The organism is Mesorhizobium sp. M1342, from assembly GCF_040317955.1.
Classification (GTDB): Bacteria; Pseudomonadota; Alphaproteobacteria; order Rhizobiales; family Rhizobiaceae; genus Mesorhizobium.
The window spans coordinates 59,538-75,302 of record NZ_JAMYLI010000008.1 but is presented as its reverse complement, the minus strand read 5'-3'; the positions used below and the strand labels follow the sequence as shown (position 1 = coordinate 75,302).

The 15,765-nt window shown below is 62.7% G+C and carries 14 protein-coding genes; 6 read left to right on the top strand and 8 right to left on the bottom strand.

The window, feature by feature from the left end; genetic code table 11:
- Positions 1 to 71: 71 nt before the first annotated feature.
- The 3 genes from NKH06_RS10200 to NKH06_RS10190 are packed head-to-tail and all read left to right on the top strand — an operon-like array spanning position 72 to position 4,454.
- Positions 72 to 1,592: a phosphomannomutase/phosphoglucomutase gene (locus NKH06_RS10200; RefSeq protein ID WP_352892918.1), complete on the top strand. Its 1,521-nt coding sequence runs from the start codon at positions 72 to 74 to the stop codon at positions 1,590 to 1,592.
- 11 nt (positions 1,593 to 1,603) lie between these two features.
- Positions 1,604 to 3,841 carry a mannose-1-phosphate guanylyltransferase/mannose-6-phosphate isomerase gene (locus tag NKH06_RS10195; RefSeq protein WP_352892917.1) on the top strand — a complete coding sequence of 746 codons (2,238 nt, stop codon included), beginning with the start codon at positions 1,604 to 1,606 and terminating at the stop codon, positions 3,839 to 3,841.
- A 4-nt stretch (positions 3,842 to 3,845) separates the two neighbouring features.
- Positions 3,846 to 4,454: an STM3941 family protein gene (locus NKH06_RS10190; protein WP_128302967.1), complete on the top strand. Its 609-nt coding sequence runs from the start codon at positions 3,846 to 3,848 to the stop codon at positions 4,452 to 4,454.
- A gap of 6 nt (positions 4,455 to 4,460) precedes the next feature.
- Here NKH06_RS10190 and betB read toward each other — a convergent pair whose 3' ends face one another.
- The 5 genes from betB to betI are packed head-to-tail and all read right to left on the bottom strand — an operon-like array spanning position 4,461 to position 10,732.
- On the bottom strand, positions 4,461 to 5,924 hold the full coding sequence (gene betB / locus NKH06_RS10185; protein WP_352892915.1) for a betaine-aldehyde dehydrogenase: 1,464 nt from the start codon (positions 5,922 to 5,924) through the stop codon (positions 4,461 to 4,463).
- A gap of 45 nt (positions 5,925 to 5,969) precedes the next feature.
- Positions 5,970 to 7,622, bottom strand: coding sequence for a choline dehydrogenase (gene betA, locus NKH06_RS10180; RefSeq protein ID WP_352892914.1), 1,653 nt, complete (start codon positions 7,620 to 7,622; stop codon positions 5,970 to 5,972).
- Complete coding sequence (locus tag NKH06_RS10175) at positions 7,615 to 8,616, bottom strand: threonine/serine dehydratase family protein (RefSeq protein ID WP_352892913.1); 1,002 nt, start codon at positions 8,614 to 8,616, stop codon at positions 7,615 to 7,617. Before NKH06_RS10175 ends, betA begins: the two co-directional genes overlap by 8 nt.
- Positions 8,616 to 10,145 (bottom strand): choline-sulfatase, encoded by a 1,530-nt coding sequence (gene betC / locus NKH06_RS10170; RefSeq protein WP_352795224.1) that lies wholly within the window; start codon positions 10,143 to 10,145, stop codon positions 8,616 to 8,618. Before betC ends, NKH06_RS10175 begins: the two co-directional genes overlap by 1 nt.
- Positions 10,142 to 10,732, bottom strand: a complete 591-nt coding sequence (betI, locus tag NKH06_RS10165; protein WP_023812766.1) for a choline-binding transcriptional repressor BetI — start codon at positions 10,730 to 10,732, stop codon at positions 10,142 to 10,144. The genes betC and betI overlap by 4 nt, the downstream gene beginning before the upstream one ends.
- Positions 10,733 to 10,932: 200 nt before the next feature.
- On the opposite strand from betI, the gene NKH06_RS10160 reads away from it, so the two are divergent.
- Both NKH06_RS10160 and NKH06_RS10155 read left to right on the top strand, forming a co-directional pair.
- Positions 10,933 to 12,099: an acetyl-CoA acetyltransferase gene (locus NKH06_RS10160; RefSeq protein WP_352892911.1), complete on the top strand. Its 1,167-nt coding sequence runs from the start codon at positions 10,933 to 10,935 to the stop codon at positions 12,097 to 12,099.
- 25 nt (positions 12,100 to 12,124) lie between these two features.
- Positions 12,125 to 13,129: an asparaginase gene (locus NKH06_RS10155; RefSeq protein WP_352892910.1), complete on the top strand. Its 1,005-nt coding sequence runs from the start codon at positions 12,125 to 12,127 to the stop codon at positions 13,127 to 13,129.
- Here the strand turns inward: NKH06_RS10155 and NKH06_RS10150 are convergent.
- A complete protein-coding gene (locus NKH06_RS10150) occupies positions 13,122 to 14,498 on the bottom strand; it encodes a TIGR03808 family TAT-translocated repetitive protein (protein ID WP_352441315.1) in 1,377 nt (458 codons plus the stop codon). The two genes, NKH06_RS10155 and NKH06_RS10150, sit on opposite strands and share 8 nt — an antisense overlap.
- Positions 14,499 to 14,619: 121 nt before the next feature.
- Between NKH06_RS10150 and greA the strand changes: the two genes are divergently transcribed.
- Positions 14,620 to 15,093, top strand: coding sequence for a transcription elongation factor GreA (greA, locus tag NKH06_RS10145; protein WP_352441314.1), 474 nt, complete (start codon positions 14,620 to 14,622; stop codon positions 15,091 to 15,093).
- Here greA and NKH06_RS10140 read toward each other — a convergent pair.
- Positions 15,090 to 15,476 (bottom strand): type II toxin-antitoxin system death-on-curing family toxin, encoded by a 387-nt coding sequence (locus tag NKH06_RS10140; RefSeq protein WP_352441313.1) that lies wholly within the window; start codon positions 15,474 to 15,476, stop codon positions 15,090 to 15,092. The two genes, greA and NKH06_RS10140, sit on opposite strands and share 4 nt — an antisense overlap.
- Positions 15,473 to 15,703: an AbrB/MazE/SpoVT family DNA-binding domain-containing protein gene (locus tag NKH06_RS10135; protein WP_023760503.1), complete on the bottom strand. Its 231-nt coding sequence runs from the start codon at positions 15,701 to 15,703 to the stop codon at positions 15,473 to 15,475. The genes NKH06_RS10140 and NKH06_RS10135 overlap by 4 nt, the downstream gene beginning before the upstream one ends.
- Between the last annotated feature and the right edge of the window lie 62 nt (positions 15,704 to 15,765).

Here is a 15,765-nt window from a genome sequence, read left to right as displayed (position 1 = left end):
GGCTTAAAGCCTTGTGTGCTAAGCCGCAGCCCTCGACAATTCGTAATTTCGGCCATTCGGAGTTTCCAGTCTTGTCCTTCAGCATCGTTGGCGACGCCCGGCCCAACAGTTTCGAATTCGAAACCGAAGCGCTGATCAAGCCATCCGGCTTTCGCGAATATGATGCGCGCTGGTGGTTCGGCCATCCCGGCTCCGCGCAACGACCGGAACTCAATCTGATCGGCGTCCAGGCGCTCGGCATGGGGCTTGGTACGCTGATCCGCCGTCTCGGCGCCGGTCCCGATATCGTCACCGGGCATGATTTCCGCTCCTATTCGCTGTCGATCAAACTGGCCCTGGTGTCCGGTTTGATGGCTGCAGGCGCACGGGTGAGGGACATCGGACTGGCGTTGTCGCCGATGGCGTATTTCGCTCAGTTCGCTTTGGATACGCCCTCGGTCGCCATGGTCACCGCTTCGCACAACGAAAATGGCTGGACCGGCGTCAAGATGGGTGCGGCGCGGCCGCTGACCTTCGGCCCGGAAGAGATGAGCGCGCTGAAAGCAATCGTGCTGTCCGGCGATTTTGACCTTGTCGGCGGCGGCTCCTACGATTTCATCCGCGACTTTCGCGCGACCTATCTCGACGATCTGACCCGCGACAAGCGCATCGCCCGAAAACTGAAAGTGGTCGCAGCCTGCGGCAATGGCACCGCCGGCGCCTTCGCGCCGCAAGCGTTGCAGCGCATCGGCTGCGAGGTCATCGCGCTCGACGTCGAGCTCGACCATACATTTCCGCGCTACAATCCCAATCCCGAGGACATGCGGATGCTGCATGTCATCCGGGACAAGGTGCTGGCATCAGGCGCCGACATCGGCCTTGGCTTCGACGGCGATGGCGACCGCTGCGGTGTCGTGGACAATGAAGGCAATGAAATTTTTGCCGACAAGGTCGGTGTGATGCTGGCAAGGGATATTTCCAGCCAGCATCCCAACTCGACCTTCGTCGTCGACGTCAAATCGACCGGCCTGTTCCATACCGACGCAATGCTGCGCGCCAATGGCGCCGTCACTGACTATTGGAAAACCGGCCATTCCTACATCAAGCGCCGCGTCGCCGAACTCGGTGCTGTCGCCGGTTTCGAAAAGTCGGGTCATTTCTTTTTCAATCCGCCGATCGGGCGCGGATATGACGACGGCCTGGTCACCGCCATCGCCATCTGCCAGATGCTGGATCGCAGCCCGGGCAGTTCGATGGCCGATCTTTATCGCGCGCTGCCGCTGACCTTTGGCACGCCGACCATGTCGCCGCACTGCGCGGACGAGGTGAAGTATGGTGTGGTCGAACGGGTGGTTGCCGACTTTCAGGCCATGAAGCGGGATGGAAGGGTTTTCGCTGGGCAGAAGATCGCAGACCTCATCACCGTCAACGGCGTGCGCGTCGTCGCCGACGACGGCACCTGGGGGCTGGTGCGCGCCTCGTCGAACAAACCGGAACTGGTCGTGGTGGTCGAAAGCCCGGTGTCGTCGCAGCGTCGACGGGAGATGTTCGAGGCTGTCGACGCCGTGCTGCGCCGCAGCTCCGAGGTGGGCGCCTACAACCAGACCTTTTGAATGGTAGTTGAATGACCGAGCGGATCGTCAGTTTTGTCATGAGCGGTGGCGTCGGCTCGCGGCTGTGGCCGCTGTCGCGCGAGGACAACCCCAAGCAGTTCCACGATCTGTCCGGCGACGGCTCGATGCTGGCCAAGACCTTGCGTCGGCTGACCGCCCGGCTGGAAGGCGGAACGCCGATCTTCCTGATCGCCGCGGAGCGCCATGCTGATCGCGTTCACGCCGATCTTGCTGGTCTCGACCTCGCCGGCGGCGGTCCGCTGTTCGAGCCGACCGGGCGCAACACAGCCGCCGCCGTCGCACTGGCGACGCTGCGCACACTGTCTGAATTCGGCGATAGCCTGGTGCTGGTGGTGCCATCGGATCACGAAATATCCACCGCAAGCCAATTCTGGCAGAGCGTAGAAGCCGGCACCGAGGCAGCACGCGAGGGCAGGCTGGTGGTGTTCGGCATCAAGCCGACGCAACCAGAGACCGGCTACGGCTATATCGAGGTCGCGGCCGAAAGCGGCGGCACCTTCGACGTGTCGCGCTTCGTCGAAAAGCCGGATATTGCGACTGCGCAGAGCTATCTCAAGGCCGGAAATTTCTACTGGAACACCGGCATCTTCCTGTTTCGCGCCAGCACCATGCGTGACGCCTTCATAGCGTTCCAGCCGGATATCTGGCAGGCCACCGAAGCAGCCTACAAGGCAGCGACATCGGATCTGTCTGGCCTTTACATGCCGCTGGAACTCTACGCCGCCATTCCGTCGAATTCGATCGACTACGCCATCATGGAGCGGGCAAAAGACATCGCCATGGTGCCGGCCGGCTTCCGCTGGAACGATCTCGGCTCGTGGCAGTCGCTGCTCGATGTCGGCCCCGCCGACGACCGGGGCAATGTCATCATCGGCGATGTCGTCGCCATCGATTGCGAGAATTCCTACATTCGCAGTGACGGCCGCCTGCTGTCGGCGATCGGCATGAAGGACATCGCCATCGTTTCGACATCGGATGCCACCTTCGTTGCCCCGGTCAGCCACAGTCAACACGTCAAGAAGATCGTCGAGCAGCTCGAAAAATCGGGTCGCCTGGAAACCAGGTTCACGCCGGCGCATGACCGCGTCATCGAAAGCGGCGCCTGGCGGCGGCGCGTGCATCACTGGCTGTTTCAGGAGACCTTGCCGCTGTGGTCGACATCGGGGGTCGACGAACGCCATGGCGGCTTTCACGAAGCGCTCGGCCTGGACGCCTCGCCGTTGATGAAGCCCAAGCGCATGCGCACCATGGCAAGGCAGGTCTATGCCTTCGCCGTCGCGCGGGCGCGGGGCTGGGATGGTCCGGCCGATCGGTTGATCAGCCACGGCATCGCCTTCATGGCCGGCAAGGGCCGCACCGACAAAGGCGGCTGGGTTCGCACGCTGAACGTCGACGGCTCGGTCGCCGACGCCACCGAGGATGCCTACGATCATTCCTGCGTGCTCCTGGCGCTCGCGCATGCGCATATGTCGGGCAATCCCGACGCCTTGCGCCTCGGCGAGGAAACCTTCGCCTTTCTCGATGCGCATCTCGAAGACAGCCGTATGACCGGCTTCCTTGAGACATCGGACGGCAAAGGCGAGCGCCGCTCCAACCCGCATATGCACCTGCTCGAGGCCTTTCTCGCCTGGCACCAGGCGACCGGCGAGCGCGCCCATCTGCGGCGCGCGGCGCGTATCATCGACCTCTTCCGCAGTCATTTCTTCGATCCGGAAAGCTGGACGCTTGGCGAGTATTTCGATGCCGAATGGAAACCCTCCGCCGGCGAGAAAGGGTCATGGACCGAGCCCGGCCACCATTTCGAATGGGCCTCTTTGCTGGTAGATTTCGCCGGGCGTAGCGGCCAGGCCGAGTTGAGCGGCTTTGCCCGAAAACTTTACGCGTCGGCCACTGCCAATGGCCTCAACCGCGCCACCGGGCTTGCCTATGGCGCCGTCTCCAGGCAAGGCCTGCCGCTCGACCTGATATCCCGCAGTTGGCCGCAGGCCGAAGCGGTGAAGGCGGCGATCGCGCTGGATGGCTCGGGCGGCCCCGATCTCAAGCCGGAAATCGAAGCGCGCGTCGGCCGGCTGTTCCGCTGGCACATCGACCCGGCGCCGCTCGGCCTGTGGATCGATCGCATCGACGAGCGCGGCCGCTCGCTGGCATCGGACGTGCCGGCCAGCATCTTCTATCATCTGGTCTGCGCGCTGACCCAGTATCTGGACAGCACGGCGGAGAAGGGATGAGGCGTTGGGACAGACGACTGCCAAGGAATTTGTGGACGTTCCGGGTGACACAACTCTCTGGAAGACTCAGGACATTCCGCCACAAAGAATTGATCTTCCATTGGAGGTCGGTGGCCGCTTTCGTTGGTATTACCCAATCTTCGGAATCGCTGCCTTGTTGGCACTGTCCTCTTCGATAAAGTTCTATTTCGTCGCAGTCCAAAATTGGGAGCTCGGAAATTCACTCGACCGAATGGCGTGGGTAGCTGGAGTGATCGGATGCCTTTTTGTCAGCGTTCTCTTTGCGGGAATGTTGGTAAGGATGATAGTCGACGCCGCGAACTCTCTCCCATTGCTCATTCTTACCAGAGAAACGTTGTGGGATCAGCGTCAGTTAGACAAGCCAATCCAATGGAGCGATGTCGAGCGCATAAGGTTTCAGTCCGTCAGGGATACTACGGTCCTGTATCTGAAACTTGCGCAACCGGTGTATGTTAGGAGTGGACTGTTTCGGGTTGGTGGCGCGATAAAGAGCGGGCTCAGGTCAAATATAGTCGTCTTGCTGTCAGACTTGGAGGACGAGGATCTCGTTGAGAAGGTGATCGTCGCCCTTGCTAAAAAAGCCGAAATCTGAATCCATTCAATACGGGCTCGCCACGTCTCCAGTCTCGACATAGATCGACTTCAGCTGCGAATAGAGAGCCAGCGCTGCCAGCGAATTCTCGCGTCCGATGCCTGACTGCTTGAAGCCGCCGAAGGGGATTTCCACCGGCGTCAGATTGTAGGCGTTGATCCAGCAGGTGCCGGCCTGCAGTTCGGCGATGACGCGGTGGGCGCGTGGCAGGTCGCGCGTGAAGACGCCGGCAGCGAGGCCGAACTCGGTGTCGTTGGCGCGGTCGATCACCTCGTCCTCGCCATCGAATTTCAGCACGCTCATCACTGGTCCGAAAATTTCTTCACGGGCGATGCGCATGCCATCGGTGACGCCGGTGAACACCGTCGGCTCGACGAAGAAACCGCCCTGAAAACCTTGCAACGAAGGCACGTTGCCGCCGCAGGCGAGAACAGCTCCGTCCTGCTTGCCGATTTCGATATAGCCGACCACCTTGTCGTGCTGCGCCCTGGAGACCAACGGGCCCATCTGGGTTTCGGGGTCGAGCGGGTCGCCGATGCGGATTTCTTTGGTTCGCTCGACAAGGCGCTCGACGAAGCGGTCGTGGATGCCGCTCTGCACGAAGACGCGCGTGCCGTTGGAGCAGATCTGTCCGGTCGAATAGAAATTGCCGAGCATGGCGCCGCCAATGGCGTTCTCGATGTCGGCATCGTCGAAGACGATCAGCGGCGACTTGCCGCCGAGCTCCATCGTCGCGTGCTTCATTTTTGAGCCGGCCAGCGACAGCACCTTGCGGCCGGTCGGCACCGAGCCGGTCACCGAGACCTTGGCGACGACATCGTGTCCGACAAGCCCGGCGCCGACATCGCCATAGCCCTGCACCACATTGAACAGCCCGTCGGGCAGGCCCGCCTCGCTGTAGATCTCGGCCAATGCCAGCGCCGAAAGCGGCGTGTTTTCCGACGGCTTGAACACCATGGCGTTGCCCATGGCGAGCGCCGGCGCCGATTTCCAGCCGGCGATCTGGATCGGGTAGTTCCAGGCGCCGATGCCAACGCAGACACCGAGCGCCTCGCGTCTTGTGTAGGCGAAGGGTCCGCCGAGATCGACCGACTCGCCATTGTAGGCGGCAACCGCACCGCCGAAATATTCAAGGCAGTCCGCCGCCGAAGGCGCGTCCGCCACCAGCGTTTCCTGGATCGCCTTGCCGGTATCGAGCGTCTCGATGCGGGCAAGGTCGGCATTTCGCGCGCGCAATATGTCGGCGGCGCGGCGCAGGATGCGCCCGCGCTCGACCGGTTTCAGCCGCGCCCAAGCGGGCTGCGCCGCCCGCGCTGCCTCGATGGCGAGTTCCAGCACGTTCGGCGTCGCCGAACGCAGCATGGCGATGGTCTCACCGGTTGCCGGATAGATGACCGGCAGCGGCGCGCCGCCTTCGTCCTCGATGTAGCGTCCATTGACATAGTGCGATGCCGTGGGCTGGGCGCGCATGGTTTTCTCCAGATGTATTCGCTACCAAGTCCGTTCGACAATGCCCTATCGATCCGCGACCTGCCAGCGCGGATTGATCCATGGTTCCTGGTTGGACGGCGCCAGCGGCGTGCGGCCAAGGATGTGGTCGGATGCCTTCTCGCCGGTCATGATCGAGGGCCCATTGAGATTGCCGTTGGTGACGCGCGGGAAGATCGAGGAATCGGCGACCCGCAAGCCGTCGACGCCGATGACCCGGCACTCCGGATCCACAACGCTCATCAGGTCATCAGGACGGCCCATCTTGCAGGTGCCGCAAGGATGGTAGGCGCTCTCTGCGTGATCCCGGATGAAGATGTCGAGATCGTAGTCCGACTGCACGTGGCTGCCCGGCGAGATTTCCTGTCCCCGATAGGGATCGAACGCCGACTGGCCGAATATCTCGCGGGTCAGTCGGATGCAGTGGCGGAATTCCGTCCAGTCGTCTGGATGCGACATGTAGTTGAAGCGGATCACCGGCCTCGATTTTGGGTCCGGCGAACGCAGCGTCACCGAGCCGCGCGACTTCGAACGCATCGGCCCGACATGCGCCTGGAAACCGTGCGACTTCGCCGCCGCCTTACCGTCATAGCGGACAGCGGCAGGGATGAAATGATACTGGATATCGGGGTAATCGACGCCGGCACGCGAGCGCACGAAGGCCGCCGCCTCAAAGTGGTTGGTGGCGCCAAGCCCGGTCTTGAGGAACAGCCACTGCGCGCCGATGAGCGCTTTCGAGAACGGATTCAGCACCGAATTGAGCGTGATCGGCAGCAATGATTCCTGCTGGATGTAGAGCTCCATATGGTCCTGCAAATTGCGGCCGACGCCGGGTCTGTCGGCCACCACGGCAATGCCGTTTTCGCGCAAATGCTCGGCCGGGCCGATGCCGGAGAGCATCAGGATCTTGGGCGAGTTGATCGATGATGCGGCGACGATCACCTCACGTCGCGCCTTAACGACCTGAATCTGTTTGTTAGCTTCGATCTCGACACCGACGGCGCGTTGATTCTCGATGATCACCCGGCGGGCGAAACCCTTGAGCAGGCTAACGTTCTTGCGTTTGAGAGCTGGCTTCAGATAGGCGGATGCCGCCGACCAGCGGCGGCCGCCGCTTATGGTCTGCTCCATCGGCCCAAAGCCTTCCTGCTTAGCGCCGTTGTAATCGTCGGTCAGTTCGAACCCGGCTTGGCGACCGGCCTCGACGAAGGCGCCGTAGAGCGGATTTTTACGCGAGCCGCGCTGCACATGCAGCGGCCCGCCGTGACCGCGCCAGCCATCCTCGCCGCCGTCCGAGTCCTCCATGCGCTTAAAATAGGGGAGCACGTCGGCGAAGCCCCAGCCGGCGGCACCGTCTTCGGCCCAATGGTCGAAGTCGCGGGCGTGGCCGCGCACATAGACCATGCCGTTGATCGAGGACGAGCCACCGATGACCTTGCCGCGCGGTGTCGCCAGCACGCGGCCGCCGAGATGCGGCTCCGGCTCGCTGGCAAAGCCCCAGTCGTAGAGGCTCATGTTGAGCGGGATCGACAGTGCCGACGGCATCTGGATCAGCGGCCCGATATCGGTCCCGCCGAATTCGATGACGATGACCGAATGCTTGCCGTCCTCCGACAGGCGATAGGCCATGGCCGAGCCGGCCGAGCCGGAGCCGATGATGACGAAATCTGCTTCAAGCATGGTTCGTATGTGCCATAAAGTCGGCGAGCGAGACATTGCCGCCGGTAGCCACAACCAGGACGGTTTTGCCCGCCACATCCACCTTGCCGCCGAGCAGTGCCGCCAGCGACGCTGCGCCCGATGGTTCGAGCACCAGCTTCATGCGCTCGAAGGCGATCCGCATGGCACGCCGCACCGATTGGTCGTCGACGGTGATGCCGCGAACACCTGCCGTCTTCACCGCGGCAAACGGAGCATCGCCCGGCCGTCGCGACATCAAACCGTCGCATATCGATTTCGGCCCGATCGGCGTCGTCTCGATGCTGCCATGTGCCAGCGACGAGCCCATGCCATTGAAACCTTCCGGCTCGACGCCGATGATCTCTGTGGCGGGCGACAGATAGTGGAAGGCAAGCGAAACGCCGCCGATCAGTCCGCCGCCGCCGACCGAGCAGAACAAAAGATCAGCGCTGGCACCTTTGGCTTCGAGTTGGTCGAGCGCTTCGAGGCCGGCGCCCGCCTGGCCGGCGACGATCTCCGGATCGTCGAATGGATGCAGCAGCGCCAGCCCCTCGGTCTCGGCGATCTCGCGTGCCTTGGCGGCCGCGACTTCCTCACGTGCGCGCTCGCCGTGGTCGGTCAGCACGACACGAGCGCCATAGCCTGCCGTGGCGTCGCGCTTGGCGGCCGGTGCGTCGATCGGCATGACGATGGTGACCGGAATGGCAAGCGCTTGGCCGGCGGCCGCCAGCCCTTGCGCGAAATTGCCGGAGGAATACGCGACGACGCCTTTCCTGGCTTCGTCAGCCGAAAGCTGCTTCAGACGCCAATAGGCGCCGCGCACCTTGAACGAGCCTGCCCATTGCAGCGATTCCGGCTTGATGAAGACGCGGGCCGCACCCGTCTCACGGGCCAGTGCCGTCGATTCCAGCAGCGGCGTGATTTGCGTCGCCCTGGATGTGACGGCATAGGCCTGCTTGAGGTGGTCGAGGGAGGGGACGAGAAGGTCTGACATCATTCGCCTCGCGGATACCGCTTGCTGTCTTCGAGATTGTCGAGGTTCATGTGATTGCGCATGTAACGCTCGGACGCTTTTTGCAGCGGCTGGAAATCCCAGGGATAGTAGGCGCCGTTGCGCAGCGCCGGATAGACGACCCAGCGGCGCGCCTGGCTTTCACGCACGGCGGCGTCGAAGCCGGCCATGTCCCAACGCGCCTGGACCTTGTCCATGAATGCCGCCACCAAGGCCACATTGGCCGGGTCCTCGGCCAGATTGTCTCGCTCGAGCGGATCGGCTTCGAGATCGAACAGTTGCGGCAGATCGAGTTCGCAGTGGACGAATTTGTATCTGCCGTCGCGGAGCGCCACCAAAGGCGCATTGGACCCTTCGGCCGCATACTCCATCAACACCGGCGCGGTGCGCTCAATGCCCTCGGTGAGCGGCAGCAGCGACTGGCCGTCCGTCCATGGTGCGATCGCAGCGATGTCGATGCCGGCGAGGTCGCAAAGCGTCGGCGCCACGTCGAGATTGGAAACCGGCGCCTCGATCAGCCCGGCTGGCACGCCCTTGCCGGCAATCATCAGCGGCACCCGCGCCGAGCCCTCGAAGAAGCTCATCTTGAACCACAGGCCGCGCTCGCCGAGCATGTCGCCGTGGTCCGAGCAGAACAGGACGATTGTGTCGTCGGCCATGCGGGTGCGCTCGAGAACGTTCAGGATCTCGCCCAGCTTGTCGTCGACATAGGAGATGTTGGCGAAATAGCCCTGCCGCGAACGACGCACCTGTTCCGGCGTGATCTCGAAAGAAGGATAGTCGCTGGCGTGGTATAGCCGCCGGGAGTGCGCATCCTGCTCGTCATGCGCGATGAACCCGGTTTCCGGGTCCAGCGCCTGGCAGTGCTCGTAAAGATCCCAATACTGCTTGCGCGCGACATAGGGATCGTGCGGGTGCGACAGCGATACGGTGAGGCACCAGGGCCGATGGTTCGCATCATCCTGTTCGCGCGAAAGCTGATAGAGCTTCTGTGTGGCCAGGAACACGACCTCGTCGTCATACTCCATCTGGTTGGTGATCTCGGCGACGCCGGCGCCCGTCACCGAGCCCAGATTGTGATACCACCAGTCGATACGCTCGCCGGGCTTGCGGTAGTCCGGCGTCCAGCCGAAATCGGCCGGGTAGATGTCGGTGGTCAGCCGCTCCTCGAAACCGTGCAGCTGATCCGGCCCGACGAAATGCATCTTGCCCGACAGGCAGGTGTAGTAGCCGGCAGAGCGCAGATGATGGGCGAAGGTCGGGATCGATGAGGCGAATTCGGCGGCATTGTCATAGACGCCGGTGCGCGACGGCAATTGCCCGCTCATGAACGAGGCACGGCCCGGCGCGCAGAGCGGCGACGCCGTGTAGTTGTTGGCAAAGCGCGCCGAACGTGCGGCCAACGCCCTCAGGTGCGGTACGTGCAGAAACTCCGCCGGCCCGTCCGGAAACAGGGTTCCGTTGAGCTGATCGACCATGACGATCAGGAAATTGGATCGCTTAATTGTCACTGTTTGCGCCGCTCGCCAAGTTTGGTTTCGAGATAGTCCTCGACCAGCGCGATCGCGGTCGCGGCATCAGGCACGCCGTCCTTCAGCGCCCGCCTGATGTAGAGCCCGTCGATCATCGCCGCTGTCGCCTCGGCGGCGCGGTCGGCTTCGGCTCTGGGCAAGATGCCGACAAGCCCGCTCATCAGGTTCGAATGCAGTCGCCGCGCATAGACCCTGAGCAGTCGGCGCAACGCCGATGATTTCTGCGCCTCGACATAGAAGGCGAGCCAGGCGGCGATGGTTTCCGGCTGGAACTGGATGTCGGAGAAGTTGACGGCGACCACCGCCGAGACGCGCTCGCGCGCGGTGTTGGCCGAACCAAGGGCGCGCAACGTGTCGGCGGTCAGTTCGGCCAGGATGTGGCGCATCGTTGCCAGCAGCAGCTCGTCCTTGGCGCCGAAATAGTGATGGGCAAGGGCCGACGAAACCCCTGCGCGCCCGGCGATTTCGGACATGGTCACGTCGAGCGAGCCGCGCTCGCCGATCGCCGAGATCGTCGCGTCGATAAGCGCCTTGCGGCGCAGCGGTTCCATTCCGATTTTCGGCATCTTGCAATGATCCCTTTCGAGTAGGATTATTTTTTATTGACGGGTCAATCAACAAAAAAATCAGCACTGGCGTCGCCTGTACCAAGCGATTGTCTGCTCCCAGCCCTTCACGAGGCGAGCAGGATTGTTTATATTTGAACAATAGAGGCGAAATGCGCCGTGGCCCACATGCTAGGCTGGCGCCAAGGATGGAGACCGCCATGACCGCATGCATCGTTGGCTGGGCGCATTCGCGCTTCGGCAAGCTCGAGGGCGAAACGCTCGAGAACCTCATCGTCAAGGTCGCTACGGACGCGCTCGACCATGCCGGCATCGGTCCCGACGAGGTCGACGAGATCGTGCTCGGCCACTTCAATGCCGGCTTTTCGGCACAGGATTTTACCGCCAGCCTGGTGCTGCAGGCCGACGACCGGCTGCGCTTCAAGCCGGCGACGCGCGTCGAGAACGCTTGCGCCACCGGATCGGCGGCGGTCCGCCAGGGCATCCGTGCCATCGACGCCAATGCCGCTCGCATCGTGCTGGTGGTCGGCGCGGAGCAGATGACGACAACGCCGGGGCCGGAGATCGGCAAAAACCTGCTCAAGGCGTCCTATCTGCCCGAGGACGGCGAGACACCGGCGGGTTTCGCTGGCGTCTTCGGCAAGATCGCGCAGGCCTATTTTCAGCGCTACGGCGACCAGTCGGATGCGCTGGCCATGATTGCCGCCAAGAACCACAAGAACGGCGTCGACAACCCCTATGCGCAGATGCGCAAGGATTTCGGCTATGAGTTCTGCCGCCAGGAGAGCGAGAAGAACCCCTTCGTCGCCGGTCCTCTGAAGCGCACCGACTGCTCGCTGGTCTCCGACGGCGCCGCCGCCCTCATTCTCGCCGACACCGCCACGGCGCTGAAGATGCGTCGTGCCGTTGCCTTCCGCGCCAACGAGCATGTGCAGGATTTCCTGCCGATGTCGAAGCGCGACATCCTGACCTTCGAAGGCTGCGAGCAGGCTTGGACCCGGGCGCTCAAGAACGCCGGCGTGACGCTCGACGATCTCTCCTTCGTCGAAACGCATGACTGCTTCACCATTGCCGAACTGATTGAATATGAGGCGATGGGCCTTGCCAAGCCGGGAGAGGGGGCCAAGCTGGCGCTGGACGGCACAACGGCTAGGGATGGTCGCCTGCCGGTCAATCCATCCGGCGGGCTGAAGGCCAAGGGCCATCCGATCGGCGCCACGGGCGTGTCCATGCATGTCTTGACCGCCATGCAGCTTGTCGGCGAGGCCGGCAGCATCCAGGTGCCGGGCGCAAAACTTGGCGGCATCTTCAACATGGGCGGTGCGGCGGTGGCCAACTACGTTTCCATTCTCGACCGGATCAGATAAACCGCCCGCATTTACGGGAGGGTTCATGACAAATCCGGTTCTGATCGAAGTGTTGCGCGGCGCGATCGTCGAGAGCGCGCATCGCGGCTCAGTCGCGGTCTTCGATGGCGACGGCAAGCCTGTCTGGGAGATCGGCGACACGGCCAAGCTGGTGTTTCCGCGCTCCGCCGTCAAGGCGATCCAGGCATTGCCGCTGGTCGAAAGCGGGGCGGCCGATGCCTATGGTTTCGGCAACCGCGAACTGGCGCTTGCCTGTGCGTCCCATTCGGGCGAGCCGGCCCATGTCGAACTGGCGCGATCCATGCTGGCCAAGGCCGGGCTGGACGGTTCGGCTCTCGAATGCGGCACGCATTGGCCGTCCAATCATGATGCTGAGATTGCACTCGCCCGCGGCGGCGGCTCGCCGAACGCATTGCACAACAATTGTTCCGGCAAGCATTCCGGCTTCCTCTGCACCTGCGTCCACGCCGGCATTGCACATCGCGGCTATGTCAAGCCGGGACACGGCCTGCAGGAGATGGTGCGCGATGCCATGCAGTCGGTCACGGGCGCTGTCCATGGTGAGGACCAGCGAGCCATCGATGGCTGTTCGATCCCAACCTATGCGGTGCCGCTCAGGAGCTTCGCGCTCGGCTTTGCCCGCATGGCCACGACATCAGGTTTTGGCCCAGAGCGAGCCAAGGCTGCAAAGCGGCTGCTTTCCGCCTGCATGGCCGAGCCCTTCTTGGTTGCCGGCAGCGGCCGCGAAGACGTCGCGCTGATGCAGGCCGCACCAGGGCGGATTTTCACCAAAGGCGGCGCCGAGGGCGTCCATTGTGCCGCAATTCCGGAGCTCGGTCTCGGCATCGCGCTCAAATGCGACGATGGCGCCGGCCGCGCCGGTGAAGCCATGGCTGCCGCCGTCCTTGCCAAACTGTTGCGCGCCGACGAGGCCTTGGCGTTCAAGCTGAGCGAATTGGCAAACACGCCCATCGAAAACCGCAACGGTGCCAAGGTCGGGGCGCTGAGGCCGACAGCAGCCCTCAACTGACGTGATTGCGCTCGACGGTCAGATGCGCATAGCCGGTATTGTCCGATGACGTGAGATCGCCAGTCGCCGGTTCGGCCCAGCGCTGGCCGACAATGGCGCCGTTCAGCGCACCGTCGATGACATTGTCTGAAATGATGGCCGTACCGGCGCCCTCGACCACGGATACGACGATCCCGGTTCCGGCCTTGCGAATGATGTTGCCGGTGGCGACGACATTGCGCAGGTACGGGCCCCAGCCGATCTGCATGCCATAGAGCGGCGTGTTCTCGATGACGTTGTTGGAAACGGTTGTGTCGGCTTCGACGCCGATGCCAACGCCAAACCCTGGCGAGTCGGCGGGGTAGGGGCCGCTGGTCGACAGATTGCGCACAATGTTGCCCGAGCAGACGCCCATGCGGCCGCCTTCGTTGAAATTGACGATCGAGATGCCGTTGGCGGCACCGTCGACGATGTTGTTGCTGATGATGGCGCCTTCGAACGAGAATTCGGAATAGACCGCCGTTTCGCCCGAGCGCGAGCAGGTGTTGCCCGATATCTGCAGGTTGCTGGCGCTGTTGGCCCGGATCGCCGAGAAGGCGCAGTCCGAGACGATGTTGCCCGAGATGACGACATTGCCGGCGCGAAAGGCATTGATGCCGTTGCCGTTCTGCCCGGTTCCGCCGCCGCGTGCCTGGATCCGTTGGACGCGGTTGCCGGTGACCATGGTGCCGTCTTCCGCCGCCTGCCAGCGGTGCACGAGGATGCCGCCATTGGCGCAATCGGAGACGGTGTTGCCCGTGATAGACAGCCCGCCAGCCTCGACCGAGTAAATGCCGGCATCGGCGGCACCCGATATCTCGCTGCGCTCGACCCCGCCCGCCGCATGTTCCAGCGCCAGTCCGTTCTTGCCGCTGCCGGTGATCTGGCAATTGTCGATGGCGAGGTGCGCGATACGGCGCAGATCGAGCAGCCCTTGCGTGTAATCGCCCATCGTGCGGTTCGAACCATCGAAGACCAGACCGCTAAGTTCGATATGGTCGGCCTGTTCGGCCATGAACAGGTGGCCGTCACCGCCGTAAACGATGCGCGTCGCGCCCGGCACGCCGGAAAGACGCACGCGGCCGGGCAGCGAAAGATTGGAGACGACATAGGTGCCGGGCGGCAGGAATATCGGCATGTCGCGGCTGTTTGCGTCACGCAGGAGTTTGGCGAAGGCCTTGCTCTGATCGTCTGATGTGCCGGGCTGCACGCCGAGGTCGGTGGCATTGATCGAGCCGCGGATCGAGGCTTTCTCGATGCCAGTCAGGTTTGCGGCCACCGCCTTGCCAAGCGCAAGCCCCATGACGGCAAAGCCGGCGGTCCCGGTCAGCAGCGTTCGTCTGTTCAACATCGGCACAGAATCCCAGCGTTCAAGCCTGCTTATCGCAGGAATCGTGCCAGCCGTTCTGTCTCTCCTGCCGAGCGCGCGACAATGGCTTGTCGAGCAGCCTCTGCGGGCCTAAGTTCAGGAAATGAGCAGAGCTTTCACCCGCGAGGAAGACAGCGAAAATGCCATTGCCGGTGTAGGTGAACGGCCAGTCAGCCACCATCGCAATCTGGTGACGGAACGCGGCCTGGCGATGATCGACGAGAATCTTGCCGATCTGCGCGACATACTGGCGAAGGCCGAGCGCAAAGCCGACCGCGAGCGCATCGCGGTCGTGTCGCGCGACCTGCGCTATTGGACCGCCCGGCGTGAAAGCGCCGAACTCTCCGCACCGGAGCCGGGCAGCGACGTGGTGCGCTTCGGCATGGGCGTCACGATCGAAGGCGACGACGGCAGGAAGGTGCACTGGAAAATTGTCGGCGAGGACGAAGCCGATCCGGCCAAGGGTAGCATTTCGCATGTTTCGCCGATGGCCATGGCCCTGTTCGGCAAGAAGGTCGGCGACTTGGCCAGCGTCAACGGCAAGGAATGGGAAATCGTCAAGCTGTCCGAGAGCTAATCCTCGAGCTTGACGACATGGTCGCGGAAGAAAGCCGCGGCTCCAGTTTCATCGATCTCGCCAGCAGCGACCATCAAGACCAGTTGAATGACGTCCTGCTGGTCGGCCTCGACGCTCAATCCGTTGAAATAAAGAAACAGATCGGCCGCTGCAAAGGCAGTACGTTTGTTGCCGTCAACGAACGGATGATTTTTGGCGATGCCGAACAGGTATGCCGCCGCCAGTTCGCAAAGATCCGGATCGCCATAAATCTCTCGCTGCTGTGGACGGGAGAGCGCCGACTCCAGCATGCCTTCATCACGTATGCCTGCCGCCCCGCCGTGCAGGCGCAACTGCTCAGCGTGAAGCGACTCCACGAACTCCCTCAAATGATGCTCGGTCATTTCGCGAGCGCACGGTAGGCAACCTCGTACTTTTTCATCCGCTCGCGTGCGATCTTCATCTTACGCTCGAATTCCTCGGCGCTGTCTTCGGTGCGACGCAAACGAAGCTCTTCACCTTCCTGAACGATGACGATGCTGTCGCCTGCCTTCATGTTCAGACGATCGAGCAACTCCTTGGGCAGGATCACACCCTCGGAATTGCCGATCTTGCGAATGGTCGTGTTCATGACAGATATCCTGTTGCAACGCAGATTATAACTCGACCGGCGAGAAGTTGCAACAGATATTA